Here is a 25574-nt window from a genome sequence, read left to right as displayed (position 1 = left end):
ACCGGGGACCGACCAGCACGCAGGAGTTGTCATGCCCGAAGCCGTCATCGTCTCCGCGACACGTTCCCCCATCGGCCGCGCCCACAAGGGGAGCCTGCAGGACGTGCGCCCGGACGAACTCGCCGCGCAGGTGGTGCAGGCGGCCCTGGCGAAGGTACCCGAGCTGGACCCGGCGGAGATCGACGACTTCTACCTGGGGTGCGCCGAGCCGTGGGCCGAGCACGGGTTCAACATGGCGCGGATCGTGGCCGTCCTGGCCGGCCTGGACCACCTGCCCGGGGCGACCGTGAACCGCTTCTGCGCCTCCTCCGTGCAGACCACCCGGATGGCGATGCACGCCATCCGGGCCGGTGAGGGCGACGTCTTCGTCTCCGGCGGCGTCGAGTGCGTCTCCCGCTATCCCGACCTGTCCGCCGCCGGGCTGAGCAAGGCCGACTGGCACAACCCCCGCTTCGCCGAGGCCCAGGCCCGCTCCGCCCGGACCGTCGCCGAGAACGCCACCTGGACCGATCCCCGCGCCGAGGGGCTGCTCCCGGACGTCTACCTCTCGATGGGGCAGACCGCCGAGAACGTGGCCACCCACCGCGGGGTCTCCCGGCAGCGGCAGGACGAGTGGGCGGTCATCTCGCAGAACCGGGCGGAGGCGGCAGCCCGGGCCGGCATCACGGCCCGGGAGATCACCCCGGTCACCCTGCCCGACGGCTCCACCCACGCCACCGACGACGGTCCCCGCTTCGGCACCACGCTGGAGAAGGTGCAGGCCCTGCAGCCGGTCTTCCGCGAGGACGGCACGGTCACCGCCGGCAACTGCTGCCCGCTGAACGACGGGGCCGCCGCCCTGGTCATCATGAGCGACACCCGGGCGAAGGAGCTGGGGCTCACCCCGCTGGCCCGGATCGTCTCCACCGGCGTCTCCGCCCTCTCCCCGGAGATCATGGGGCTGGGCCCGGTGGACGCCTGCCGGCAGGCGATGCAGCGCGCCGGGGTGACCATCGACGACCTGGACCTCTACGAGATCAACGAGGCCTTCGCCGCGCAGGTCCTCCCCAGCGCCGACGACCTCGGGATGGACCTCGAGAAGCTCAACGTCCACGGGGGCGCGATCGCGCTGGGGCACCCCTTCGGGATGACCGGAGCCCGCATCACCACCACCCTGCTCCACGCCATGCAGGAGCACGACGCCGAGCTCGCCATGGAGTCGATGTGCGTGGGCGGCGGCCAGGGCATGGCGATGATCATCGAGCGCCTGGGCTGATCCTCAGCCGCCGTGCCGGCGGCGCAGGTCCGCGAGGTCGTCCGCCATCGTGCGGGCGGCCTCGCGCCCGTCGGTGGCCCCGGCCAGACGGTGCCGCGCCACGGCGGCCAGCACGTCGGGCAGGGCGGCCGGGGAGGACACCACGAGCTCGACCGGCTCCCAGCCCTGCTCGGCGGCCTCCTCGTCGGCCCAGCGCTGGGCGAGCCGCCCGGCCTCCTGCGGCCACGCGGGGTCGAGCCCGGCGCGCGCCACCCGCTGCCGGGCACGGGCCAGCTCGGCCTCCAGCTCCTCGGCCTCCCGGGGGGCCGTTCCCGTCCGGTCCACCTGCTCGTCACCTTCCGTTCTCCTGCGTGGGCGATCGTGCCCTGTGCACACCCATCGTCTCCCAAGGAGAACCATGTTCCGCCGCACCCTCTCCGCCAGTCTCCCGGCCGCCCTGCTGGTGGCCCTGGCCGCCGGCACCCCGGCCACCGCCGCCCCCGCCGACGAGATCGAGCTGCAGATCCTCGGCCTCAACGACTTCCACGGCCACCTCACCGAGGAGGAGGCCCCCGGCGGTGCCGCCTACCTGAAGAGCCAGGTCGAGGCCCTCCGAGCCGGCCAGGAGCACACCGCCACCGTGCACGCCGGCGACATGATCGGCGGCTCGCCCTTCCTCTCCGCCGCCTTCCGCGACGAGCCGGCCGTCGAGGCGATGAACGAGATCGGTCTGACCGCTGCGGCCGTCGGCAACCACGAGTTCGACCGCGGCCAGGACGAGCTGCTGCGCATGGTCAACGGTGGCTGCCTGGACGACGGCGACGGTGAGGGCGGCCGCAACTCCTGCCCGCTGCCGGGCAAGACCTACGGCGGCGCCGACTTCCCGATGCTCTCGGCCAACGTGACCGTCGACGCCACCGGCGAGACCCTCCTGCCGCCCTACGTCATCGAGGAGTACGACGGCGTCAAGGTGGCCTACGTCGGCATCGGCCTGGACCAGACGCCCTCGGTCGTGACGGCCCAGGGCATCGAGGGCCTGACCTTCGACAGCAGCGTGGAGACCGCCAACGCCCTGGTGCCCGAGCTCCAGGAGCAGGGCGTCGAGGCCATGGTGATGGTCGCGCACGAGGGCGGCGAGGTCACCGAGGACGGCGAGTTCGTCGGCGACATGGCCGACATCATGGACGAGCTCGACCCGGCCTACGACGTCGTCATCTCCGGCCACACCCACCAGCTCTACGTCGTGGAGGCCGGCGGCCGCGTCGTCTCCCAGGCCGGCGAGTACGGCGAGCACGTCACCGACATCGACCTGCGCCTCGACCCGGCCACCGGCGACGTCGTCCCCGGCAGCGTGCAGGCCGAGAACGTCGAGGTGACCCACGACGTGCAGCCCGACGCGACCGTCGAGCAGCTCGTCGCCGAGTACGAGGCCGTCGTCGGCCCGGTCGCCGACGAGGTGCTGGGCACCGTCGCCGAGCAGGTCTCCCACGACCGCTACGCCTCGGCCGTCTCCCCGCTGGGCCGGATGATCGCCGACGCCCAGCTGGCCGACGAGTCCGTGGTCCACCAGGGCAAGACCCCCGAGATCGCCTTCATGAACCCCGGCGGCATCCGCGTGCCGGAGCTGGACGAGAACGGCGACGGCGAGGTCACCATGGAGGAGGCGTTCACCGCCCAGCCCTTCAACAACTACATGGTCTCCATGGACCTGACCGGTGCCCAGATCCACGACCTCCTCGAGGCCCAGTGGCAGGACCCGACCTACCACAAGTTCCTCCAGACCTCCACGGGCTTCACCTACGCGGTGACCGACATGGAGAACCCGGAGCTCGTGGCCGGCTCGGTGGAGCTCGACGGCGAGACGATCGCGGACGACGACTCGCAGACCTACCGGATCGTGACGAACAACTTCCTCGCCGGCGGTGGCGACGACTTCGCCGCCTTCACCGAGGGCAAGAACGTCTACTTCGGTGGCCTGGACATCGACGCCTTCCGCGCCTACCTCGAGGCCAGCTCGCCCTACACCCCGGTGGACCCGCAGGTCCCGACCATCGGTGAGCCGGACGAGGACGGCCCGATCATCGACACCGGTTACGCCCCGACCGACCTGCCGGTCCTGGCCCTGCTGGGTGGCACCCTCGTCGCCCTGGGTGCCGGCACCACCGTCGCCGGTCGCCGCAACGGCTGACCCTCCCCGCGGGAACGCAGAAGGGCCCCACCCGTGCGGGTGGGGCCCTTCGCTGCGTTCAGCGCACCGGGTGATCCGGGGCGGCGATCCGCGTCACTCCGAGCGGAGGATGGACAGCAGGCGCAGGAACTCGATGTACAGCCACACCAGCGAGGCGACGAGGCCGTGCCCCATCAGCCAGGAGTACTTCTCGGGCAGGCCGGAGGCGACACCGCGCTTGATGGACTCGAAGTCGATGGCCAGCGAGTAGGCGGCCATGCCGACACCGAAGAGTCCGATGATCCAGCCGAACGGGCTGTCGTAGGCGTTGAAGACGCCGAACCACGCCAGACCCAGGTTGATGAGCAGGAAGGCCAGGTAGCCCAGCGCCATGAGCGAGAAGATGCGCATGGAGCGGCTGGTGACCTTGACCAGACCCATCTTCCAGGTCACCAGCATGACGACGAAGGTGCCGATCGTCGCCGTGAGGGCCGCGATGACGATGCCGGGGTAGCTCGCCTCGAAGGTCACGGAGATCGCGCCGATGAAGGCGCCCTGGAGCACGGCGTGCAGCAGGATGAGCGGCACGTTGACGGTCTTCATGAAGCCGATGGCCAGGCTGAGGGCCAGCGAGCCGAACATGCCGAGCAGCCAGATCGGCATGGCCACGCCGGGCAGGGCACCGACGGCCACCCAGGTCCCGGCCGCGACGGCCAGCACCAGGCCCAAGAGGACCGCGCTCTTCACGAGCACGTCGTCCAGGGTCAGCCGACCCGCACCACCGGTCGGGCCGCCCATCTGCGGCGCGTACTGGGCCTGCTGAAGCTGGTCGTACTGCTGCTGGGACTGCTGCGCGTAGCCGGCCGACGCGGTCTGCGCGTACTGCCCGTACTGCGGCTGGGCCTGGCCCTGCTGGGGCTGGGCGTACTGGCCGAACTGGGGCTGCTGGTCGAAGCCGGCGTAGCCCGACTGCCGACTGTCCTTCTCGATCTTGTTGATGGCGGGGTTGAAAGCCATGGGGTTCCTCCTCTGAACGGCACGGCGCCGCCCGTCAGGGGAAGTCAACCACCCTCCGGGCCCGGCCATTCCCCCCGGGCCCGGCACGACTCCCCCACGAGGGCCCTCCGCCGTCCCCTGAGCACCCGCGGCGCCTCGTGCCCTCGACGGGACTCGAACCCGCACCTGGAGCCCTTTTAAGGGGCCTGCCTCTGCCAGTTGGGCCACGAGGGCCCGTTCAGGATAGACGCCGGGCCAGGTCCAGGGCGGTGCCGTCCAGGATGTCCGACTCGCTGACGACCACCTCGGTGAGACCGCTCTCCGCCGCCACGCGCTCCACAACCATCCGCCAGACGAGGGCCCCTGCCCCGATGACGTCGATCCGGCCCGGGTGCAGGTAGGGCAGCTCGCCACGCTCGGCCCGGCTGCGGGCCAGCAGGTCGGCGGCAGCCTCCACCGCCTGCTCCACCGGCAGCCGCACCCCGTGGATGCGCGCCCGGTCGTAGGTGGGCAGGTCCAGGGCGTGGGCGGTGGTCGTCGTGATCGTCCCGGCCACGCCGACCAGGGCGCGGACGGCCGAGAGGTCCACCGCCTGCGCGGCCTCGTCGATGCCCCGGGTGATCTCCGCCGCGGCCGCCGCGATCTCGTCCTCGCACGGCGGGTCGGAGGCCAGGAAGCGCTCGGTGATGCGCACCGAGCCCATGTCCACCGAGCGGGCTGCGGTCACGGTCTCGGTGCCGAGGACGAACTCGGTGGACCCACCGCCGAGGTCCACCACGAGCAGCGGCCCTTCCACCCCGCTGGCCCGCAGCGGACCGGTGGCGCCGAGGAAGGACAGGGCGGCCTCCTCGTCCCCGGAGATGACCTCCGGGCGCACGTCGAAGCCGTGCGGGGCGAAGGCCTCACGCACCCGCTCGGTGAACTCCCCGGAGTTCTCCGCGTCCCGGGAGGCCGAGGTGGCCACGAAGCGCACCGCCTCGACCGCGTGGGTGCGACAGATCGCCGCGTAGTCGGCCGCGGCGGCCACGGTGCGCTCCATCGCCTCCGGGGCGATCCGGCCGGTCGCGTCGACCCCCTGGCCGAGGCGCACGATCCGGTTCTCCCGGTGCAGCTGCTCCCCGGGCACGAGCTCGCCGTCCGACCCCGGGGCCAGCTCCAGGACGAGCAGCCGGATCGAGTTCGTCCCGCAGTCGACCGCGGCGACGCGACGAGCGCCCGGCAACCGGCCGGCCCCGCCGCTCACGCCTCGCTCCGGGCCGCGATGGCGTCCGTGCAGCACCCGGCGTGCCACCACGGATCGAGCGCCTCGAGGGCCTCGTCCCCGAGCGGGTTCACGCCCGGGCCGGCGGCCAGCGAGTGCGCCACGAGCACGTGGAGGCACTTCACGCGCGTGGGCATCCCCCCGGCGCTCACGTGGTCGATCTCCTCCACCACGCCCAGCGCACGGCGTGCCGCCAGGTAGTGCTCGTGGGCGGCGGTGTAGGCCGCGGCCAGCTCGGGGTCCTGCCCCAGCCGCTCGGTCATCTCGGCCATGAGCCCGGTGGTCTCCAGGGTGGAGATCGCCCCGGTCAGCCTGGGGCAGGTGGCGTAGAAGGTCGTCGGGAAGGGCGTGCCGTCCGGCAGGCGGGGCTCGGTCTGCACCACGGTCGGGCAGCCGCACGGGCAGCGGTGGGCCACCGAGACCACCCCGCGCGGGAGGCGGCCCAGCTGGCCCTCGACCACGGCGAGGTCCTCGTCGGTCGGGGGCTGCGGCCCCTCGAAGCTCAGGTCGTCGATCACTGCGCACCTTCCACGGTCGGGGTCTCGGTCTCCCCCAGGTCGGAGGACGGGATGTCCTCGGGGTCGAAGTCGTCGTCGGTGATGAGGCTGGGCACGCCCTCGGGGATCTCCTCGTCCACCTCGCGGCCCTCCGTGGGCTCCCCGGAGGCGCCGGAACCGCTGGATCCCGAGGAGGGGGCCTCACCGGGCGGCTCGTCCTCGGAGGTCCCGGGCTCCTCGGCCACCCCGGCGCCAGCGTCCTCGATGCTGCCCCACACGGTGTCGTACCAGGCGCGATCCTCCGCGTCCGGCACGTCCTCGGCGTCGTCCGGACGGATCTCACCGCTGGTCAGCACGTGGTAGCGCCGCTCCCCCGGCTCGGCGTAGTCCAGCCGCGCCCGGGCCACCTCCCGGACGTGCGCGTCGTCCTGGAGCCTCCGGCGCTCCTCGACGAGCTCGTCGGCGGCCCGGTCCTCCTGCTCGGCCTGCGCCCGGACCTCCGCGATCTGGGCCCGCTGCGTCCACCACCCGGCGAAGGGCGGGATGACGATCCAGGCCGCCAGGGCCAGGGCCGCGAGCAGCCCGAGCGCCCGCCAGGGCGCCTGCTGGAGCAGCGAGGAGCCGGCGGGCGACGCGGAGCCCCGCCGGGGGTCCCGGCCGGGGGTGGGTCGCTGGGGCATGCCCCCATTCTCCGACACGTCCTCGCCGCCCCTCGCAGAGGCACACCGGCCCGGCACCCACGCAGGGTGCCGGGCCGGGGGCACGGGCGTCGCGGCCCGCGGATCAGGGCGGGTCAGCCCTTCGGCGTGAAGCGCGGGAAGGCGCCGGCGCCGGCGTAGACCGCCGCGTCGTCGAGCTCCTCCTCGATGCGGAGCAGCTCGTTGTACTTCGCGACGCGCTCGGAGCGAGCCGGGGCGCCGGTCTTGATCTGACCGCAGTTGGTGGCCACGGCCAGGTGCGCGATGGTCACGTCCTCGGTCTCCCCGGAACGGTGGGACATCATCGAGGTGTAGCCGTTGCGGGCGGCCAGCGAGACGGCGTCCAGGGTCTCGGTGAGCGAGCCGATCTGGTTGACCTTGACCAGCAGCGAGTTGCCGGCCTTCTCATCGATGCCGCGCTGCAGGCGCTCCGGGTTGGTGACGAACAGGTCGTCGCCCACCAGCTGGACCCGGTCGCCCAGGCGCTCGGTGATGAGCTTCCAGCCCTCCCAGTCCTCCTCGTCCAGCGGGTCCTCGATGGAGACCAGCGGGTAGGCCTCCACGAGCTCGGCGTAGTAGTCGACCATCGCGGCGGCGTCCTTGGCCTCGCCCTCGAAGGTGTACTTCCCGCCCTCGCAGAACTCGCTGGCGGCCACGTCCAGGGCCAGGGCGATGTCCTTGCCCGCGGTGTAGCCGGCCTTCTCGATGGCCTCGAGGATGAGGTCCAGGGCGGCACGGTTGGAGTCCAGGTTGGGGGCGAAGCCACCCTCGTCCCCGAGCCCGGTGGACAGGCCCTTCTCCTTGAGCACGGCCTTCAGCGCGTGGTAGACCTCCGCGCCCCAGCGCAGCGACTCCCCGAAGGTCGGGGCGCCGATCGGGGCGATCATGAACTCCTGGATGTCCACATTGGTGTCGGCGTGCGAACCACCGTTGAGGATGTTCATCATCGGCACCGGCAGGACGTGCGCGTTGGGGCCACCGACGTAGCGGAAGAGCGGCAGGTCGGCGCTCGCGGCGGCGGCACCGGCCACGGCCAGGGAGACGCCCAAGATCGCGTTGGCACCCAGCTCGGCCTTGTTGTCGGTCCCGTCGAGGGCGAACATCTCGGTGTCGATGCGGCGCTGGTCCGAGGCCTCCTCGCCGAGCAGGCGGGGGGCGATCTCCTCGATGACCGCCTCGACCGCCTGGGTCACGCCCTTGCCGAGGTACCGGCCCTTGTCGCCGTCACGGCGCTCGACGGCCTCGAACTGGCCGGTGGAGGCACCGGAGGGGACCGCGGCCCGGGAGACCGAGCCGTCCTCCAGGATGATCTCGACCTCGACCGTGGGGTTGCCGCGGGAGTCCAGGATCTCGCGGGCGTGGATGCCTTCGATGAGTGCCAACGTTCGCTCCTTGTGGGTGCTGGGACGTGCCGGACCAGTCCGGTGCCGTGCACCTCGCTGTGCCCGGCCACGGTGAGCCTACTGGGTGTCCCGGGCCTGCTCCGCCCGTTCGCGGGCCTTGGCCGCCCGGTAGATGGGGTACACCTCGGCGGCGGTGGCGACGTTCGGGACGGCGGGGTCGAAGACGTGCGGGTGGCGGCGCAGGACCTTCGCCTCCAGGGTGCTCACCACGTCGTCGATGTCGAACTGCCCGGCCTCGGACGCGAGCTGGGCGTGGACGACCACCTGCCAGAGCAGGTCACCGAGCTCCTCCGCGAGATGGTCCGGATCCCCCTCGGCGATGGCCTCCCGGGTCTCGTGGGCCTCCTCCACCGCGTAGGGGGCCAGCGACTCGTGCGTCTGCTCCCGGTGCCAGGGGCAGCCCTCCGGCCCGCGCAGCCGGGCCATGAGCTCTACGACGCGGGTCAGGGAGGCCCCCGGCGCGGTCACCCCGCCACCTCGTCGAGGAGCACGGCACGCAGCAGCTGGGCCGCCCAGGCGAGCACCTCGGCGCCCCGCAGCGGCTGTCCACCCACCTTGGCGGTCTTCGGGGTCGGCACGAGGATCACCCCCAGCGCGGGCTTCACGACGGTCCCCGGGTAGATCCGGAGCAGACGCAGCTCCTGCGACTCCCGCAGCTCCACCCCGGCGAAGCGGATCTTGGAGCCCATCGCCGAGATGTCGGTGACCTCGGCCCGGCGGGCCAGCGTGCGCAGCCGCGCGACCTCGAAGAGGGCCTCGACCGGCTCGGGCTCCTTGCCGTAGCGGTCCCGGACCTCGGCGATGATCTCGGCCAGCTCGGCGTCGTCCTTGACCGCGGCCAGCTTCTTGTAGATCTCCAGGCGCAGGCGCTCCCCGGGCACGTAGTCGTGCGGCAGGTGGGCGTCGACCGGCAGCTCGATCTTCACCTCGGCCGGACCGGTGTCCTCGGCCTCGCCGGACTTCGCGCGGGCCACGGCCTCCCCGACCATCCGCACGTAGAGGTCGAAACCGACCCCCGCGATGTGGCCGGACTGCTCCCCGCCCAGCAGGTTGCCGGCGCCCCGGATCTCGAGGTCCTTCATAGCCACCTGCATGCCGGCACCGAGGTCGGTGTGGCTGGCGATGGTGCGCAGCCGGTCGTGGGCGGTCTCGGTGAGCGGCTTCTCCGGCGGGTAGAGGAAGTAGGCGTAGGCCCGCTCCCGCCCTCGCCCGACACGGCCCCGGAGCTGGTGCAGCTGGGAGAGGCCGAAGGTGTCCGCCCGGTCGACGATGAGGGTGTTGGCGTTGGGGATGTCCAGACCGGTCTCCACGATCGTCGTGGAGACGAGCACGTCGAACTGCCGCTCCCAGAAGTCCGTGACGACCCGCTCCAGGCGCTGCTCGCCCATCTGGCCGTGGGCCACCTCCACCCGGGCCTCGGGCACCAGCTCCCGCAGCCGGGAGGCCAGCTTGTCGATGCTCGCGACCTTGTTGTGGACGAAGAAGACCTGCCCGTCCCGGAGCAGCTCGCGACGGATGGCGGCGGCGATCTGCTTCTCCTCGTAGGCCCCCACGTAGGTCAGGACCGGGTGCCGCTCCTCCGGCGGGGTGGCCAGCGTGGACATCTCCCGGATGCCCGTCACCGCCATCTCCAGGGTGCGCGGGATCGGGGTGGCGGACATCGCCAGCACGTCCACGGCGGTGCGGAGGGTCTTGAGCTGCTCCTTGTGCTCCACCCCGAAGCGCTGCTCCTCGTCGATGATCACCAGGCCGAGGTCCTTGAAGCGGACCGAGGAGGAGAGCAGGCGGTGGGTGCCGATGACAACGTCCACGTCGCCGGACTGCAGCCCGGCGAGGGTCTCCTCGGCGTCCGCCTCGCTGGTGAACCGGGACAGGTCCTTCACGGTGACCGGGAACTGCTGGTAGCGCTCGGCGAAGGTCTGCGTGTGCTGCTTGACCAGCAGGGTGGTCGGCACGAGCACCGCCACCTGCTTGCCGTCCTGGACGGCCTTGAAGGCGGCCCGCACCGCGATCTCGGTCTTCCCGTAGCCCACGTCGCCACAGATCAGCCGGTCCATGGGCACCGGCTTCTCCATGTCGGCCTTCACCTCGTCGATGCTGGAGAGCTGGTCGGAGGTCTCGACGTGGGCGAAGGCGTCCTCGAGCTCCCGCTGCCAGGGGGTGTCGCCCCCGAAGGCGTGCCCCTGGGTGGCCATGCGGGCCGAGTAGAGCTGGATGAGCTCGTTCGCGATCTGCTTGACGTGCTTGCGGGCCCGGTTCTTGGTCTTCGTCCAGTCCGCCCCGCCGAGGCGGTTCAGGCTGGGCGCCTCGCCCCCGACGTAGCGGGTGATCTGGTCGAGCTGGTCGGTCGGCACGAAGAGCCGGTCCCCCGGCTGGCCGCGCTTGGAGGAGGCGTACTCCACCACCAGGTACTCCCGGGTGGCCCCGCCGACGGTGCGCTGCACCATCTCCACGAAGCGCCCCACCCCGTGCTGCTCGTGGACGATGAAGTCGCCCGGGTTGAGCTGCAGCGGATCGACCATCTTGCGGCGCCGGGAGGGCATCCGCCGCATGTCCTTGGTGGACCCCTTGACGGCCTGCCCGGTGAGGTCCTGCTCGGAGACCAGGGTGAGGCCGGTCCCCAGCGAGGGGAGGACCACGCCCGGCCCCCAGGGGGCGGTGCACACCTCGGCCACCGGGGCGGAGGGGGCCTCGGCCCCGGTGGCGGGCACAAGCCGGGCCGGGACCTCGTCCTCCCCCAGCAGCTCCACGAGGCGCTTGGCCAGGCCCGGCCCCTCGGTGAGGAGCACCACCCGCTGTCCGGCGGCGAGGGCGGCCCGGACGTCCTGCACGGCCTTCTCCGGCTCCCCGCGGTAGGGCGGCACCTCCCGCGCGTCCAGGGCGAGGTGGGTGGAGTCGTCCTCGAGGGTGTCCAGGTCGGGGGCGAAGGGCGAGAGGGCCCACCAGCCGACCCCGGACTCCAGCGCCTGCTGGCGCAGCTCGGAGAGCTCCCGGTAGGCGCCCTCCCCCAGCGCCTGCGCGAGGTCGACCGGGACGTCGCCCCCGGCGGCCGCCGAGGCCCAGCCGGCGGTGAGGAACTCCTGCGAGGTGTTCACGAGGTCGGCGGCCCGCGTCCGCAGACGCTCCGGGTCGCTGAGCAGGAGGCGGGAGCCCTCCGGCAGGAGGTCGACCAGGCTGACCATCCGGTCCACGAGCACCGGGGTGAGCGACTCCATGCCCTCCACGGCCACGCCCGCGGCGATGGACTCGAGCATGTCGGCCACCCCGGGGAGCTCCTCCACCAGGCCGGCGGCCCGCTCCCGGACGGCGTCGGTGAGGAGCAGCTCGCGGCAGGGCGGGGCCCACAGCCCGCCCTCGGCCACCTCCAGGGAGCGCTGGTCGGCCACCCGGAACCACCGGATCTCCTCCACCTCGTCGCCCCAGAACTCCAGCCGCAGCGGGTGCTCCTCGGTGGGCGGGAAGACGTCGAGGATGCCGCCGCGCACCGCGAACTGACCGCGCTTCTCCACGAGGTCGGTCCGCGTGTAGGCAGCGGCCACCAGGGCCTCGGCCACCGACTCCAGCTCGACCTCGTCCCCGGCCTGCACGGTCACCGGTTCGAGCTCCCCCAGCCCGGCGGGCAGCGGTTGCAGCAGGGAGCGCACGGAGGCGATGAGCACCCGGACCGGGCCGGCGTGGTCGGTCTGGTCGGGGTGCGCCAGCCGGCGCAGCACGGCCAGACGCTGGCCGACCGTGTCGCTGCGGGGGCTGAGCCGCTCGTGGGGCAGGGTCTCCCAGCTGGGGAAAGAGACCACCGAGGCCGGGGGCAGCACCGAGCGCAGACTGGCCGCCAAGTCGTCGGCCTCCCGGCCGGTCGCGGTCACCAGCGCGACCACCCCGCCGGTGGGAGCCGTCCGGGTGCTCAGGGCGGCCGCGACCCACGGCCGCACGCCGGGCACGGCGGTCAGGTCGACGTCCACGTCCCCCCGCTCGTGGATCTCCAGCACCCGTGCGATCCGGGGATCGGTGAGCACGGTGTCGAGCAGGGGCGCCAGCGGCGGCGGGGTCTCCTCGGCCGGCGCGGGGGTGGTCTCGGGCTGGGTGGAGGCGTCTCGGGGCACCCGCCAAGGGTAGGGCTCGCCGCCGACACCCACCACGGACACTGTGTTGCGTCCGTCCGAGGAACCGGTGAGGATCGGCCCGTGGTCACTTCCGAGCAGCTCCGTCCCCACCTCCTCTCCACCCCTCTGCGTACCTCCGCCGTCCTCGTGGCGTGCGGCGCCGCGCTCCTGGGAGGTGCGAGCCCGTCGACCGCGGCGCACGGACCGACCGGTTCCGCACCCGCCCGGGCGACGGGCGCCCTGGGGGCGCTCCCGGCGGCGGAGCCGATGAACCTGCGTGACGAGATCACCGACGAGGCCGGCGTCCTGGAGGACCCCGAGGGCCTCCAGGAGGAGATCGACCGCCTGCAGCAGGAGCACGGCGTCCAGGTCTTCGCGGTCTTCGTGGACAGCTTCGACGGCTCCTCCGACCAGTGGGGCCGCGACACCTTCGACGCCTCCGGGATGGGCTCCGACGACGTGCTCCTGGCCGTCGCCGTGGAGGACCGGTCCTACACGACCTACGGCGGCACCGGCACCCTCTCCCAGGCCGACGGCGCCACCCTGCGTCGCGAGTACATCGAGCCCGCCCTGGCCCAGGAGGACTGGGACGGCGCGGTCTCCGGCACCGTGGAGGGCATCACCGACGTCGCCGAGGGGCGCGCCGGGGAGGGCGCGGGCTCCTCGGGGGCGGGCGGGTCCAACGGGTCGAGCGGTCTGGGCGGCGGCAGCTGGATGCTGTGGCTCCTCGGTCTGCCCGTGCTCGGCGGTGCGCTGGCCATGCTGCGCGGGCTGGGCCGTCGCCCGGCCCGGGCGACGGGCTCGCCGGCACCGGCCCCCGGTGGGGCCCCGGTCCCCACCGCCGACCTGCAGAACCAGGCCTCCGAGCTGCTCGTGCGCGTGGACGACGCGGTGCGTTCCTCCGACGAGGAGGTCCGCTACTCTCGCGCCCAGTTCGGCGCCCAGGCCACGGGCGAGTTCGAGCAGGCCGTGAAGGAGGCCCGGGGCCGGGCCTCGGAGGCCTTCTCCCTCAAGCAGCAGCTGGACGACGCGGTGCGCGGCGGCCGGGCCGACGAGGGGGGCGTCCGGGCCTCCCTCACCCGCATCAACGCCCTGGCGCAGGAGGCGCTGGACATCCTCGACGCGCAGAGCGAGAAGTTCGACCGCCTGCGGGACCTGGAGTCCCGGGCCCCCGAGGTGCTCGCCGGGATCGACCAGCGTGCGGGCGAGGTGGAGGCCCGCCTCCCCGGTGCCCGCGAGCAGCTCCGCGCGCTCGAGGTGTCCTTCGCCCCGACCGCCCTGGCCACGGTCAGCGGCAACATCGAGCAGGCCGAGCGGCTGATCACCTCGGCACGGCAGAGCGGCCTCAACGGCCAGGCTGCGCTGGAGAAGCAGGACAAGCGCACCGCCGTGACCGCCGCCCGCACCGGGGAGGACGCGCTCGGCCAGGCCAGCGACCTGCTCGACCAGGTGGACGACGCCCGGGCCACTCTGGAGAACGCCTCCCAGGAGCTGGCCCGGGCCATCGGCTCGATCTCCGCGGACATCGCCGACGCGCACCGGCTGGCCCCCTCCGACGGAGCCCTGCAGCCCCTGGTGGCCCGCGCCGAGCAGGCCATCGCCCAGGGTGAGGCGAGCCGCAACGGCGGGGACCCGCTGGCCGCCCTGGCGGAGCTGGAGGCCGCGGAGGCCGCCATCGACGCCGCCCTGGAGCCGGCCCGCAGCGCCGACGAGCACCGGCAGAAGGTCACCGGCACCGTGAGCCAGCGCCTGGCCCGACTCCGCGCCGCCCACGCCAGCGTCGACGAGTTCATCCGCACCCGTCGCGGCTCGGTGGGAGGGCGTGCCCGCACCGAGATCTCCGAGGCCGGCCGCCTCCTCGACGAGGCCCAGCATCGTCTGGGCGAGGACCCGGCAGGTGCCGCAGCCCTGCTCGACCAGGCTGAGCCGCTCATCGAGTCCGCCCGCCGCGAGGCCGAGAACGACATGACCCAGGGTCCCTTCGGGCCCGGCGGCGGCTACGGCGGCCGCCAGGTGGGCGGGATCGACATGGGATCGCTGATCCTCGGCGGCATCCTCTCCGGCGGCTTCGGCGGAGGCGGCGGCGGAGGCTTCGGCGGAGGCGGCTTCGGCGGGGGCCTGGGGGGCGGTGGCTTCAGCGGCGGCGGACGCTTCTGAGCCGGCTGCACCCCCTGCCGAGCAGGCGCCGGACCCCCCCCTGTGGGGCCGCTCGGTCCCGGTTGGCGAAACGCCCGTCACCCCGGCAGACTGCAAGGGAATCCACCGCCGCACCCGCGGCAGAAGGGCAGGACACCATGGTCCAGAAGCAGACGATCATCGGCCGCATGACTACGCTGGCACGCGCCAACATCAACGCCATCCTCGACCGCGCCGAGGACCCGGAGAAGATGCTCGACCAGATGGTGCGCGACTACACCAACGCCATCGCCGACGCCGAGGAGGCCGTGGCCCAGACCATCGCCAGCCTGCGCATGGCCGAGGAGGACTACGAGCAGGACAAGAAGGTCGCCGAGGACTGGGGCCAGAAGGCCGCCGCCGCCTCCACCGAGGCCGACCGCCTGCGCGCCGCCGGCCAGGCCGCCGAGGCCGACAAGTTCGACAACCTCGCCAAGGCCGCCCTGGAGAAGCAGATCGGCGCCGAGAGCGACGCCCAGCAGGCCGAGCCGATGGTCACCCAGCAGCGCCAGACCGTCGAGACCCTCAAGCAGGGCCTGGTGGAGATGCGCTCCAAGCTGGACGACCTGAAGTCCCGCCGCGACACCCTGGTGGCCCGCGCCAAGACGGCCGACGCCCAGGCCCAGGTCAGCGACGCCATGGGGTCCATCTCCATCCTCGACCCGTCCTCCGAGCTCGGCCGCTTCGAGGAGAAGGTCCGTCGTCAGGAGGCCCTCGCCCAGGGCCGCCAGGAGGCCCAGGCGGCCACCCTGGAGGGACAGTTCGAGCAGCTCGAGGACTCCTCCAAGTCCACCGAGGTCGAGGCCCGTCTGGCCACTCTGAAGAACAAGCAGGCCTGATCCTGCGGGGCACCTGCCCCAACGCACGAGGAGGCCCCCACCGCGATGCGGTGGGGGCCTCCTCGTGGACCCGGGGGAGTGTCGATCAGCCGAAGCGGCCGGACACGTAGTCCTCGGTCTCCTGGTGCGTCGGGTTCTCGAAGATCTGCTTCGTGTCGCCGTACTCGATGAGCTTGCCCGGCTTGCCGGTGCCCTCGATGTTGAAGAAGGCGGTGCGGTCGGAGACGCGCGTCGCCTGCTGCATGTTGTGCGTCACGATGACGACCGTGTACTGCTCCTTGAGCTCGTGGATGAGGTCCTCCACGGCCAGGGTCGAGATCGGGTCGAGCGCCGAGCAGGGCTCGTCCATGAGGAGCACGTCCGGCTGGACGGCGACCGCACGGGCGATGCACAGACGCTGCTGCTGACCACCGGAGAGGCCGGCGCCCGGCTTGTCCAGACGGTCCTTGACCTCGTTCCAGAGGTTGGCACCGCGCAGGGAGGCCTCGACCAGGTTGTCGGCGTCCGACTTCGAGAGGCGCTTGGCGTTCAGCGTGACGCCGGCCAGCACGTTCTCACGGATCGACATGGTCGGGAAGGGGTTCGGCTTCTGGAAGACCATGCCGACCTGACGGCGGACCTCGACCGGGTCGATGTTCTTGCCGTAGAGCGGCTGGTCGTCCATGTAGACGTTGCCCTCGACGCGTGCGCCGGGGATGACCTCGTGCATGCGGTTCAGCGTCCGCAGCACGGTGGACTTGCCACAACCGGAGGAGCCGATGAAGGCCGTCACCGTGCGTGGCTCGATGACCATGTTGACATCCTCCACGGCACGGAAGTCGCCGTAGAAGATGTTCAGGTCCTTGAGTTCGATTCGCTTGGACAAAGTCTCTCCTCGGGGTCAGCTCTTCTTGGGAGCCAGGGCCGCTGCCACCGCTCGGGCGATCAGGTTCAGGATCAGCACCAGCATCACGAGCAAGAACACCGCGATCCACGACCGCTCGTAACTGGGGTCAGGGTACCCGGGGTTCAGCGGGTACTGGAACAGCTGGTATCCGAAGAACGCGAGCGAGTTCATCGGGCCCTCGAAGGGGTTCCAGTTGGTCGCGGCGTTGTAGCCGGCCGCCACCAGCAGCGGCGCCGTCTCACCGATCACTCGGGCGACACCGAGGAAGACGCTCGAGGCCAGACCGGCGGCCGCGGTGGGCAGCACGATCTTGGTGATGACGCGCCACTTCGGCACCCCGAGGGCCAGCGCCGACTCGCGCAGGTCCCGCGAGACGACGCGCAGCATCTCCTCGGAGTTGCGGACCACGATCGGGATCATGAGCACGCACAGGGCGACCGCGCCGGCGATACCCATCTTGGTGCCCGGTCCGAAGAGCATCGAGAACAGCGCGAAGGCGAACAGACCGGCGACGATCGAGGGGACACCGGTCATGACGTCCACCAGGAAGCGCAGGGTCCTGCTGAACCAGCCGTTGGTGCCGTACTCCACCAGGTAGATGGCGGCCATCACACCGATCGGGATCGAGATGATCGAGGCGATCAGGGTGATGAGCACCGTCCCGATGAGGGCGTGCTTCATGCCGCCGACCAGGCCGCCGCCCTCCTCGACGCGCGTCTCATCGACCCCACCGGAGATCGCGTACATGTCCTCGGTGAGCATGTTCGGGTTGGCCAGCAACGGCGGGATCGCGTTGCTGAACACCGTCCACAGCAGCCAGACCAGCGGGATGACCGCCAGCGCGAAGGCCGTGTAGATGAGGGCTCGGACCACCTGGTCGAGCCCCTGCCGGTGGCCGGAGGTGACGCGGTAGCCGACGTAGACGGCGACCAGGAAGATCACCATCGTGGCGACGACCCACAGGGCGACGTTCCAACCGATCAGGGCCATGAGGGCAGCTGCCACGGCAGCGCTGCCGAGCAGGATCAGGGCCCACAACGTCTTCGACGCGGGCTTGATCTGGTTGTAGTCCAGCTGGGGCATCTCGGGCCCCTGGTCGCCCTGCGAGACGACCTCTCGGTCCTTGACGGAAGTGCTCATGTCAGTTCCTCCGCTCGACGATCCAGCGCGCGAACAGGTTGACGACGAGCGTCAGCACGAAGAGCACGAGGCCCAGCGCGATGAGAGTGCTCACCTTCAACCCGGTGGCGTCCGGGAAGTTCAGGGCGATGTAGGCGGGGATCGGGAAGTTGCCCGAGCCGATGACGTTCCACTGGAACTCATCGCGCGGGGCGAGGATCATGGCGACGGCCATGGTCTCACCGAGAGCACGCCCCAACCCGAGCATGGCGCCACCGATGACACCGGGCCAGCCGAAGGGCAGCACGGCCTGCTTGATCATCTCCCACTTCGTGGCACCGAGGGCCAGCGAGGCCTCCTCGTGGCCCCGGGGAACCTGCTGGAAGACGTCGCGGGCGACCGAGGTGATGATCGGCAGGATCATGATGGCCAGGACGATCGAGGCCGTCAGCAGCACACGCCCGGTGGTGGAGGCGTCCTCGAAGAGCGGAATGAAGCCCAGGTTCTCCTCGAGCCACTCGTAGAGCGGCACGAGCTTCGGGGCGAAGGTCATGTATCCCCACAGACCGAAGATCACCGAGGGGATGGCGGCCAGCAGGTCGATGACGAAACCGAGCGACTTCGCGATCTTCGGCGGGGCGTAGTGGGAGATGAACAGGGCGATGCCGACCGCGACCGGCACGGCGATGAGCATCGCGAAGGCCGAAGCGAGCAGCGTGCCCCCGAGGAGGTGGAGCGCGAGCTGCCAGAAGCCATCGGAACCGGCCGCCTCCGGCTCCTGGAAGATCGGCCAGGCCTCACGGATGAGGAACAGGGCGACCAGAGCGAGGATCACCGCGATCGCGATGCCCGAACCCACGGAGAGTCCGGAGAAGATCTTGTCCCCAAGGCGTCCCGTACTGGCCCCCTTCACGGGCGCGGCAGGAGCCGCCCCGCGGGGCTCACCCGGTCCCTCGGAGAGCACGGTCGCCCCGTCAGCACTGGGGGGCTGTGCGTCAGCCATGTCTTTCGTTCTCCTTGATGGAGGGTGGATAGAGGGGGAACCACGACCGAGGGGACCGCACCACGTGCGCGGCCCCCTCGGTCAGGTGGTGGGGCGTCAGCCCTTGGCCGAGATGCTCTCGACCGACTTGGCGATCTTGGCGGCGGTGTCCGCGGAGATCGGTGCGGAACCGGCCTCGTCGGCGGCCTTCTGCTGGGCCTCCTCGGAGGCGACGTAGGTCAGGAAGTCCTTGACATTGTCCGCGTCCTCGGCCTTGTCGTACTGCTTGCAGACGACCTCGTAGGCCACCAGGACGACCGGGTAGGCGCCCTCGGCCTCACGGTTGAGCTCCAGCGCGAGGTCACCCTCCGGGCGGCCCTCGACCGGCTCGGAGCCGTCGACGACCTTGGCGGCGGCCTCCGGGGAGTACTCGACGAACTCCTCGCCGACGCCCACGTGGACGGTGTTCAGCTGGCCGATCGCGGAGGCGTCGGCGTAGCCGATGGTCCCCGGGGTGCCCTGGACGGTGCTCACCACACCGGAGGTGCCCTTGGCACCCTCACCGCTGGCCGGCCACTCCTTGGAGGACTCGTGCGGCCAGGCGTCACCGGCGGCGTCCACCAGGTAGTCCTGGAAGTTGGCGGTGGTACCGGACTCGTCCGAGCGGTGGACGACGGTGATCTCCTGGTCCGGGAGCTCGACACCCTCGTTGTCGGCGGCGATGGCCTCGTCGTTCCACTTCTCGATGTCGCCGTTGAAGATCTTGGCGATGGTCTCCGGCTTGAGCTTCAGCTCGTCGACACCCTCGAGGTTGTAGGCGATGGCGATCGGCGAGATGTAGGCCGGGAGGTTCATGGCCCCCTCGTCACCGCAGACCTTCTTGGCCTTCTCCATCTCCTCGTCGTCCAGGGCGACGTCGGAGCCGGCCCACGGGGTGGCCCCACCGAGGAACTGCTCGACACCGGCACCGGAGCCGTCGGGCGAGTAGTTGACGGTCACACCGGACTGCTGCTCGTTGTAACCGGAGATCCAGGCCTTGACGGCAGCCTCCTGGGCGGAGGAACCGACGCCCTTGAGGTCGCCGGAGAGGCCCTCGGCCGGCTTGTACTCGGGGTAGGAGCCGCCAGCGGCGCCCTCCTCGCCCTCACCCTCGGCGGGGGACTCCTCGCCCTCACCCTCGGCGGGGGACTCCTCGCCCTCACCCTCGGCGGGGGACTCCTCGCCCTCACCCTCGGCGGGGGACTCCTCGCCCTCACCCTCGGCGGGGGACTCCTCGCCCTCACCCTCGGCGGGGGACTCCTCGCCCTCACCCTCGGCGGGGGACTCGGCGGCGGAGGTGGCCGACTCCCCGGTCTCCTCAGCGTCACCGCCGCAGGCAACCAGGGTCAGGGAGGAGGCGGCGGTCAGAGCCACCAGGGAACCGATGCGGTTGATCTTCACGAGAGGGACCTTTCACGAGACGCAAGTGTTGGTCCGAAGCGCATGTCCTGCCGCAGACCACGGCATAAGCCGCACGTCACACAGTAGGCCGCCCGAGGTGACGCCAAGGCCACTTACGATGAACTGCGAGTGAACACTTGGCGACCATCCCGTGCACAGCCCCGTGGGATCCCCGCGACGCGTGATATGACCCGCACCCGCCCCCTCCCCGCCCGACGGCAGGGACGCACCGGCCCGTGGAGCGCCTCTCGGCGTGCGGCCGCTCGTGGCGGCGAAGGGTGGAGCCCGGGGCTACCGACGGACCGGTGCGCACGGGGGTCAACCGGGCACCCTCCGCGACTATTCCCGGCTCACTCCAACCGGTCCCGGCGCCAGAGCCGGGCCGCGGCGTCGAGATCCTCGGCCGTGCCCAGGAGGGCCATCCCCCGGCGCGCACCCTCCCCGGCCGGGAGGTCGTCGGCCTCGGGCTCCACGCCCCGGCCGGCCGCCACCACCCGGCAGAAGGCGGCCGCACGCTCCAGCGCGACGGCGAGGTCCCCCGCGTACACGCCGCGCAGCACGTGGTCGGCCAGCACCCGCACCTCCTGCGGCCCGGGCGGGTCCACCACCCCGGCCACCGCGTGCGACACCTCGGCCCACGCGCTCCCCGCGCGGTACCAGCGCGCCACCTCCTCCGGCTGCGCGATCACCCACTGGCGCAGGGCGTGGAGCCGCCACAGCGCCCCCGGGAGGCTGCGCGGCGGGCGCTGGGACCACAGCTGGGAGAGCGCGTCGAGCCCCAGCTCGTCCACGAGCTCCACGAGCCTCCGCGTCACCTCCGGGTCGTCGGCGGCCCGCCCCCGGTGCACGATGACCTGGGCGGTGGCGTGGGCGACCTCCAGGGTCTCGGCCGGGGCCTCGCCCCCGACGTGCTGGTCGAGCTGGAGCGAGGTCCGCATCGCCGGGCGGCGGGGACGCTGCCCGCTCACGACCCTCCCCCGGTGGAGCCACCCCCGGCGTCCATCGAGAGGGCCCGGACCACGGCCTCGCCCAGGTGGTCGCTCGCGTCGAGGTCCACCACGGCGGTGATGCCCCAGTCGTAGTCCCCGGCCGCGTCCTCGATGACCTGCCGCACCAGCCAGGCGCGCTCGCCGGTCAGCACCCCGTCCGGCAGGGCGTCCAGCTCCGCCGGCAGGGGGCGGGTGTTCACCTGGAAGAACTGGGGGGCCCGGGCCGAGGGACCGATGCCCACGTCCTCGTGCTCGTCGTAGTAGGCACCCAGCGCGTCGTCCCACGCGGCTGCATCCATCACCACCCGTGCCGGCGGCTCGCTGAGGGCAGCCACCGCCTCCTCGAGCTCCCCGAGCTGCTGGTAGCGGTCGTGGGCCACCAGCTCGACGCGCCGGAACATGGCCGTCCGGACCATCACCCGGAAGGCGCGCTCGTTGGCGGTGACCCCGGTCGGTCCCGGTGCAGGGCGCGGCTCGGCGTCGGGACGCTCCGGCAGCTCGCCCCCGGCCAGCGCCGTCCACTCGTCGACGAGCGAGGAGTCGGTCTGGCGGACGACCTCCCCCAGCCAGTCGATGATCTCCTCCACCTCCTCGGTGTGGGCGTGCTCCGGCAGGGTGTGGCGCAGGGTCCGCCAGGCGTCCGAGAGATAGCGCAGCAGCACACCCTCGGCGCGGGCGAGCCCGTAGTAGCGGACGTACTCGCCGAAGGAGGCCCCCTTCTCGTACATGTCGCGCACCACGGACTTCGGGGAGAGGGTCTCGAAGGCCACGTAGGGGTGGGACTGGCGGTAGATCTCCAGCGTCGCCTCGAGCAGCTCCTCCAAGGGCTTGGGCCAGGTGATCTCCTCCAGCCGGTTCATCCGCTCGGTGTACTCGATGCCGTCGGCCTTCATCTCGGCCACGGCCTCCCCCCGTGCCTTGAACTGCTGCTCGACGAGGACCGGGCGCGGGTCGTCCAGCACGGCCTCGATGACGCTCACGAGGTCCAGGGCGTAGGTGGGCGACTCGGGGTCGAGCACCTCGACGGCCGCCACGGCGAAGGCCGCGAGCGGCTGGTTCAGGGCGAAGTCCTCCCCCACCCCGTCGGCGAGGACCACCCGGGTGACACCGGTCTCCGGGTCCTTCTCCTGCCGGACCACACCGGCGTCACGCAGCCCCCGGTAGAGCTCGACGGCCCGGCGGGCGAGGCGTCGCCGCCCCGTGGGCGTCTCGTGGTTGTCGGTGACCAGACGCTTCATGGTGCGCCAGGCCTCCCCCGGCTCCCCCGGGCGCTGGATGACGTTGAGGAGGGTGCCGTGGGTGACCCGCATCCGGCTGGCCAGCGGCTCCGGCTCGGAGCCGACGAGCTTCGTGAAGGTCTCCTCGGTCCACCCGACGAAGCCCTCCGGGGGCTGCTTGCGGACGAGCTTCTTCCGCTTCTTCGGGTCGTCCCCCGCCTTCTCCTCGAGCTTCAGGTTCTCGATGACGTGCGGCGGCGCCTGGACGACCACGTGCCCCGAGGTGTCGAAGCCGGCCCGCCCGGCCCGGCCCGCGATCTGGTGGAACTCGCGGGACTTCAGCACCCGCATCCGGGAACCGTCGAACTTCGCCAGCCCGGTGAACAGGACCGTGCGGATCGGCACGTTGATCCCGACCCCGAGGGTGTCCGTGCCGGCGACCACCTGCAGGAGCCCGGCCTGCGCCAGCTGCTCCACGAGGCGCCGGTAGCGCGGCAGCATGCCCGCGTGGTGGACGCCGATGCCCTGCCGCAGCAGCGTGCGCAGGGTCTTGCCGAAACCTGCGGCGAAGCGCACCTCCGCCAGCCGCTCGGCGATGCGGGCCTTCGTCTCGGCGCTGATCTTCACCGTGCCGCTCAGCGCGAGCGCTCCCTCGACGGCCTGCTTCTGCGAGAAGTGGACGACGTAGACCGGCGACTGGTGCGTCTCGAGCAGCTCGGTGAGCGTCTCCTCCAGCGGGGTGGTGCGCCACTCGAAGGTGAGCGGCACCGGCCGCTCGGCGCCGGCGACCACGGCCGTGGGCCGGTCGGTGCGCCGGGTGAGGTCCTCGGCGAAGGAGGACATGTCGCCCAGGGTGGCGCTCATGAGGAGGAACTGGGCCTGCGGGAGCTCCAGCAGCGGCACCTGCCAGGCCCACCCGCGGTCCGGCTCGGAGTAGAAGTGGAACTCGTCCATGACCACCAGGCCGACGTCCGCCCGGGATCCCTCGCGCAGCGCCATGTTCGCGAGGACCTCGGCGGTGCAGGCGATGATCGGGGCGTCGGGGTTCACCGCCGCGTCGCCGGTCATCATGCCGACGTTCTCGGCGCCGAAGGCGTCCACGAGCGCGAAGAATTTCTCGCTGACGAGGGCCTTCAGGGGGGCCGTGTAGAAGGACACCCGGTCGGTGGCCAGCGCCGCGAAGTGCCCGGCCACCGCCACGAGGCTCTTGCCGGAACCGGTCGGCGTGGCCAGGACGACATTGCTCCCGGCGGCGAGCTCGAGCGCCGCCTCCTCCTGGTGGGGATAGAGCGTGATCCCGCTGTCCTGCGCCCACTGCGCGAAGGCCTCGTGGACCTCGGCGCCGTCCGGGCTGGTGCTGGCCGGGAGCCGGTCGACGAGGGGGCGGGGGGCGGGGCTCGGGTCACTCAGGTCGCTGGACATCGCGGCCATCATCGCACCGGCCCCGCCGCGCCACCCGGTCAGCCGTGCAGGATCTCGGCGGTCGTCACCTGCGTGATCTGCGGGGCGAAGAGCGCCATCTGCCGCAGGGCCAGCTCCTGGTTCTCCGGGCTCGACCCGGCGCACGCGTCGGTGACGAGCTCGACCCAGGCGCCGTCGTCCGCCGCGGGCAGGGCGGTGGCGATGACGCAGCAGTCCGTGGCGACACCGGCCAGCCGCAGCCGCGGCTGCTCACCGACCACCACCTGGAGCATGTCGTGCCACTTGCCGAAGGTCGGCTCGGTGACGACCAGCGCCTCGACGTCGGCCAGCTCGGGCACGATCGCGTAGAGCTCGTCGTCGTCCGGCACCTGGGCGAAGGACCACTCGGCGTAGTACGGGACCCACGAACCGTTGGGCTCGTCGTCGGCGACGAAGCGCGTGATGACGGTGCGGCCCGGGTGGGCCGCGGCCAGGGCCCGCAGGTTCTCGACCGTGCCGGCGAACATCGGGCTGCCCCACGGGCTCTTGTCCGGGCTGGCGAAGATGTTCTGCGGGTCGACGATGACCAGCCAGGGCAGGTCGTGCTCGTCGGCCCCGCCCGGCTCCACCACCTCCGGCAGACCCACCGGCGTCCCCTGCGTGCTCATGCGCGCTCCTCCTGCCGGCGCACCCGGCCGCGGCCGATCACGAGATAGCCGACGAAGCCCAGCACCAGGGCCACGAGCACCCCGAGGTTGGACCACGCCCACTCCCCCTCCCGGCCGCCGAGACCCAGCGGACCGAGCAGGTAGCCCTGCCACTCCAGCCACCCGGCGTAGGCGTTGGTCACCAGGCCCCAGCCGATGACCGAGGCCAGCAGCATGAGCAGGACCGGCCCCCAGGCCACCGAGCCGTACCGGCCGCGGGCGTCGAAGAGCGCCGCCTCGTCGTAGTCCCGACGACGCAGCGCGATGTCGGCCAGGAAGATGCCCGCCCAGGCGGCGATCGGGACGCCGAGGGTGATGAGGAAGCCCTGGAAGGGGCCGAAGAAGCTGTCGGCCACGAAGACCACGTAGAGCGTGCCCAGGGTGAGGATCAGCCCGTCGATGCCGGCAGCCGCCGGGCGCGGGAGGCGGACCCCCAGGCTGAGCAGCGTGAGCCCGGAGGAGTAGATCCCCAGCACGGCGCCCGAGACCAGGCTGATCACGGCGGCCACGAGGAAGGGCACGAGGAACCAGGTGGGCAGGGCCGCGGCCAGGGCACCGATCGGGTCGGCGGCGATGGCGGCGCGCAGCCCCTCGTCGGAGCCGGCGAGGAGCAGACCGAAGACGACCAGCCCGCACGGGGCCAGGGCGCCGCCCAAGGTGTTCCACAGGACCACCTGCGCCCCCGAGGCCGAGCGCGGCAGGTAGCGCGACCAGTCGCTGGCGATGTTGACCCAGCCCAGGCCGAAGCCGGTCATGGTCATGATGAGCGCGCCGATCATGGCCTGCGCGCTGCCGTCGGGGATGGAGGTCACGGCCGCCAGGTCGACCTCGTCCAGGGTCAGCAGCACGTAGGCGACCGTGATCGCGGCGGTGAGCCAGGTGAAGATCGACTGCATCCGCATGATGACCTGGTAGCCGAGCACGGCGAGGACCACGATGAGGCCGGCCACGACCGCCGCGGCGATGATCTTGGTCGTCGTGCCGCCGCCCCAGCCGAGGCGCTCGGCGATGGTCGCGGTGGCCAGCGTGGCGAGGATGGCCAGCACCGTCTCCCACCCGATCGACAGCAGCCAGCTCACGACACCCGGCAGCTTGTTGCCGTCCACCCCGAAGGGGGCGCGGGAGAGCGCCATCGTGGGGGCAGAGCCACGCTTCCCGGCCAGGGCGACGAAACCGCACAGGAGGAAGCTCAGGACCACACCGACCAGGCCGACCACGAGGGCCTGCCGGAAGCTGATGCCGAAGTCGAGGATCCACGTGCCGTAGGACAGGCCGAAGACCGAGATGTTCGCGGCGAACCACGGCCAGAACAGGTCGGAGGGCTTCCCGGTGCGGGCCGACTCGGCCACGACCTCGAAGCCGGTGGTCTCGATGAGCGAGCCGGAGCCGCCCGGAGCACCGTCCGGGGGTGAGCTCATCCGACTGGCCCCGTCAGCGGTGGGGACGGTGTTCTGCGTCATGGG

The 25574-nt window shown here is 72.0% G+C and carries 20 protein-coding genes and 1 tRNA gene; 4 read left to right on the top strand and 17 right to left on the bottom strand.

From position 1 onward, the window contains the following. The first annotated feature begins 31 nt into the window (after window positions 1-31). Complete coding sequence (locus CFT82_RS11225; RefSeq protein ID WP_088819272.1) at window positions 32-1255, top strand: acetyl-CoA C-acetyltransferase; 1224 nt, start codon at window positions 32-34, stop codon at window positions 1253-1255. A 3-nt stretch (window positions 1256-1258) separates the two neighbouring features. Here the strand turns inward: CFT82_RS11225 and CFT82_RS11220 are convergent, their stop codons facing one another. Then, on the bottom strand, window positions 1259-1579 hold the full coding sequence (locus CFT82_RS11220) for a hypothetical protein (RefSeq protein WP_088819271.1): 321 nt from the start codon (window positions 1577-1579) through the stop codon (window positions 1259-1261). Between the two features lie 73 nt (window positions 1580-1652). Here CFT82_RS11220 and CFT82_RS11215 point away from each other — a divergent pair, with 73 nt between their 5' ends. Then, window positions 1653-3422, top strand: coding sequence for a bifunctional metallophosphatase/5'-nucleotidase (locus CFT82_RS11215; protein ID WP_088819270.1), 1770 nt, complete (start codon window positions 1653-1655; stop codon window positions 3420-3422). Between the two features lie 93 nt (window positions 3423-3515). On the opposite strand, the gene CFT82_RS11210 is transcribed toward CFT82_RS11215, so the two are convergent. From CFT82_RS11210 to mfd, 8 genes are all read right to left on the bottom strand, one after another. Beyond that, entirely contained in the window at window positions 3516-4418 is a 903-nt protein-coding gene (locus tag CFT82_RS11210; protein WP_088819269.1) for a Bax inhibitor-1/YccA family protein, read from the bottom strand. 138 nt (window positions 4419-4556) lie between these two features. After that, window positions 4557-4631: transfer RNA gene (locus CFT82_RS11205), tRNA-Leu, on the bottom strand. 4 nt (window positions 4632-4635) lie between these two features. Beyond that, entirely contained in the window at window positions 4636-5640 is a 1005-nt protein-coding gene (locus CFT82_RS11200; RefSeq protein ID WP_234994468.1) for a Ppx/GppA phosphatase family protein, read from the bottom strand. Further along, the gene (locus CFT82_RS11195) at window positions 5637-6176 is read right to left on the bottom strand and encodes a DUF501 domain-containing protein (RefSeq protein ID WP_088819268.1); all 540 of its coding nucleotides are present in this window, start codon (window positions 6174-6176) and stop codon (window positions 5637-5639) included. The genes CFT82_RS11200 and CFT82_RS11195 overlap by 4 nt, the downstream gene beginning before the upstream one ends. Further along, window positions 6173-6835, bottom strand: coding sequence for an FtsB family cell division protein (locus tag CFT82_RS11190; RefSeq protein WP_088819267.1), 663 nt, complete (start codon window positions 6833-6835; stop codon window positions 6173-6175). Before CFT82_RS11190 ends, CFT82_RS11195 begins: the two co-directional genes overlap by 4 nt. Before the next feature lie 113 nt (window positions 6836-6948). Further along, on the bottom strand, window positions 6949-8235 hold the full coding sequence (gene eno / locus CFT82_RS11185) for a phosphopyruvate hydratase (RefSeq protein ID WP_088819266.1): 1287 nt from the start codon (window positions 8233-8235) through the stop codon (window positions 6949-6951). Window positions 8236-8313: 78 nt separating this feature from the next. Then, window positions 8314-8724, bottom strand: coding sequence for a MazG nucleotide pyrophosphohydrolase domain-containing protein (locus CFT82_RS11180; RefSeq protein WP_234994466.1), 411 nt, complete (start codon window positions 8722-8724; stop codon window positions 8314-8316). Next, window positions 8721-12269, bottom strand: coding sequence for a transcription-repair coupling factor (gene mfd, locus CFT82_RS11175; protein WP_234994474.1), 3549 nt, complete (start codon window positions 12267-12269; stop codon window positions 8721-8723). Before mfd ends, CFT82_RS11180 begins: the two co-directional genes overlap by 4 nt. 168 nt (window positions 12270-12437) lie before the next feature. On the opposite strand from mfd, the gene CFT82_RS11170 reads away from it, so the two are divergent. After that, entirely contained in the window at window positions 12438-14513 is a 2076-nt protein-coding gene (locus CFT82_RS11170) for a TPM domain-containing protein (RefSeq protein WP_143469633.1), read from the top strand. A 137-nt stretch (window positions 14514-14650) separates the two neighbouring features. After that, window positions 14651-15370 carry a PspA/IM30 family protein gene (locus CFT82_RS11165; RefSeq protein WP_088819264.1) on the top strand — a complete coding sequence of 240 codons (720 nt, stop codon included), beginning with the start codon at window positions 14651-14653 and terminating at the stop codon, window positions 15368-15370. 85 nt (window positions 15371-15455) lie between these two features. On the opposite strand, the gene pstB is transcribed toward CFT82_RS11165, so the two are convergent. From pstB to CFT82_RS11125, 8 genes are all read right to left on the bottom strand, one after another. Further along, entirely contained in the window at window positions 15456-16235 is a 780-nt protein-coding gene (gene pstB, locus CFT82_RS11160) for a phosphate ABC transporter ATP-binding protein PstB (RefSeq protein ID WP_088819263.1), read from the bottom strand. 15 nt (window positions 16236-16250) lie between these two features. Then, on the bottom strand, window positions 16251-17396 hold the full coding sequence (gene pstA, locus CFT82_RS11155) for a phosphate ABC transporter permease PstA (protein ID WP_088819262.1): 1146 nt from the start codon (window positions 17394-17396) through the stop codon (window positions 16251-16253). Window position 17397: 1 nt separating this feature from the next. Further along, a complete protein-coding gene (gene pstC / locus CFT82_RS11150; RefSeq protein WP_088819261.1) occupies window positions 17398-18378 on the bottom strand; it encodes a phosphate ABC transporter permease subunit PstC in 981 nt (326 codons plus the stop codon). A 96-nt stretch (window positions 18379-18474) separates the two neighbouring features. Beyond that, a complete protein-coding gene (gene pstS, locus CFT82_RS11145; protein ID WP_088819260.1) occupies window positions 18475-19797 on the bottom strand; it encodes a phosphate ABC transporter substrate-binding protein PstS in 1323 nt (440 codons plus the stop codon). A 350-nt stretch (window positions 19798-20147) separates the two neighbouring features. Next, complete coding sequence (locus tag CFT82_RS11140; RefSeq protein ID WP_234994464.1) at window positions 20148-20765, bottom strand: hypothetical protein; 618 nt, start codon at window positions 20763-20765, stop codon at window positions 20148-20150. Then, window positions 20762-23425 carry a DEAD/DEAH box helicase gene (locus CFT82_RS11135; RefSeq protein WP_088819258.1) on the bottom strand — a complete coding sequence of 888 codons (2664 nt, stop codon included), beginning with the start codon at window positions 23423-23425 and terminating at the stop codon, window positions 20762-20764. The genes CFT82_RS11140 and CFT82_RS11135 overlap by 4 nt, the downstream gene beginning before the upstream one ends. Before the next feature lie 38 nt (window positions 23426-23463). Then, a complete protein-coding gene (locus CFT82_RS11130; RefSeq protein WP_088819257.1) occupies window positions 23464-24072 on the bottom strand; it encodes a cysteine hydrolase family protein in 609 nt (202 codons plus the stop codon). Beyond that, window positions 24069-25529, bottom strand: a complete 1461-nt coding sequence (locus CFT82_RS11125; RefSeq protein WP_088819294.1) for a purine-cytosine permease family protein — start codon at window positions 25527-25529, stop codon at window positions 24069-24071. The genes CFT82_RS11130 and CFT82_RS11125 overlap by 4 nt, the downstream gene beginning before the upstream one ends. Window positions 25530-25574: the final 45 nt, after the last annotated feature.

Origin of the sequence: Kytococcus aerolatus (assembly GCF_900187395.1) — a bacterium.
GTDB classification, from domain to species: Bacteria; Actinomycetota; Actinomycetes; order Actinomycetales; family Dermatophilaceae; genus Kytococcus; species Kytococcus aerolatus.
The sequence above is the reverse complement of the archived record's forward strand: the minus strand, read 5'-3'. Positions and strand labels throughout refer to the sequence as shown.

Bases quoted from the DNA above. Each gene is read 5' to 3' on its own strand.
- CFT82_RS11225 (WP_088819272.1), top strand. From the start codon at position 32: ATGCCCGAAGCCGTCATCGTCTCCGCGACACGTTCCCCCATCGGCCGC.
- CFT82_RS11215 (WP_088819270.1), top strand. From the start codon at position 1,653: ATGTTCCGCCGCACCCTCTCCGCCAGTCTCCCGGCCGCCCTGCTGGTG.
- CFT82_RS11210 (WP_088819269.1), bottom strand. From the start codon at position 4,418: ATGGCTTTCAACCCCGCCATCAACAAGATCGAGAAGGACAGTCGGCAG.
- CFT82_RS11190 (WP_088819267.1), bottom strand. From the start codon at position 6,835: ATGCCCCAGCGACCCACCCCCGGCCGGGACCCCCGGCGGGGCTCCGCG.
- CFT82_RS11165 (WP_088819264.1), top strand. From the start codon at position 14,651: ATGGTCCAGAAGCAGACGATCATCGGCCGCATGACTACGCTGGCACGC.
- pstA (WP_088819262.1), bottom strand. From the start codon at position 17,396: ATGAGCACTTCCGTCAAGGACCGAGAGGTCGTCTCGCAGGGCGACCAG.
- pstC (WP_088819261.1), bottom strand. From the start codon at position 18,378: ATGGCTGACGCACAGCCCCCCAGTGCTGACGGGGCGACCGTGCTCTCC.
- CFT82_RS11135 (WP_088819258.1), bottom strand. From the start codon at position 23,425: ATGTCCAGCGACCTGAGTGACCCGAGCCCCGCCCCCCGCCCCCTCGTC.
- CFT82_RS11130 (WP_088819257.1), bottom strand. From the start codon at position 24,072: ATGAGCACGCAGGGGACGCCGGTGGGTCTGCCGGAGGTGGTGGAGCCG.
- CFT82_RS11125 (WP_088819294.1), bottom strand. From the start codon at position 25,529: ATGAGCTCACCCCCGGACGGTGCTCCGGGCGGCTCCGGCTCGCTCATC.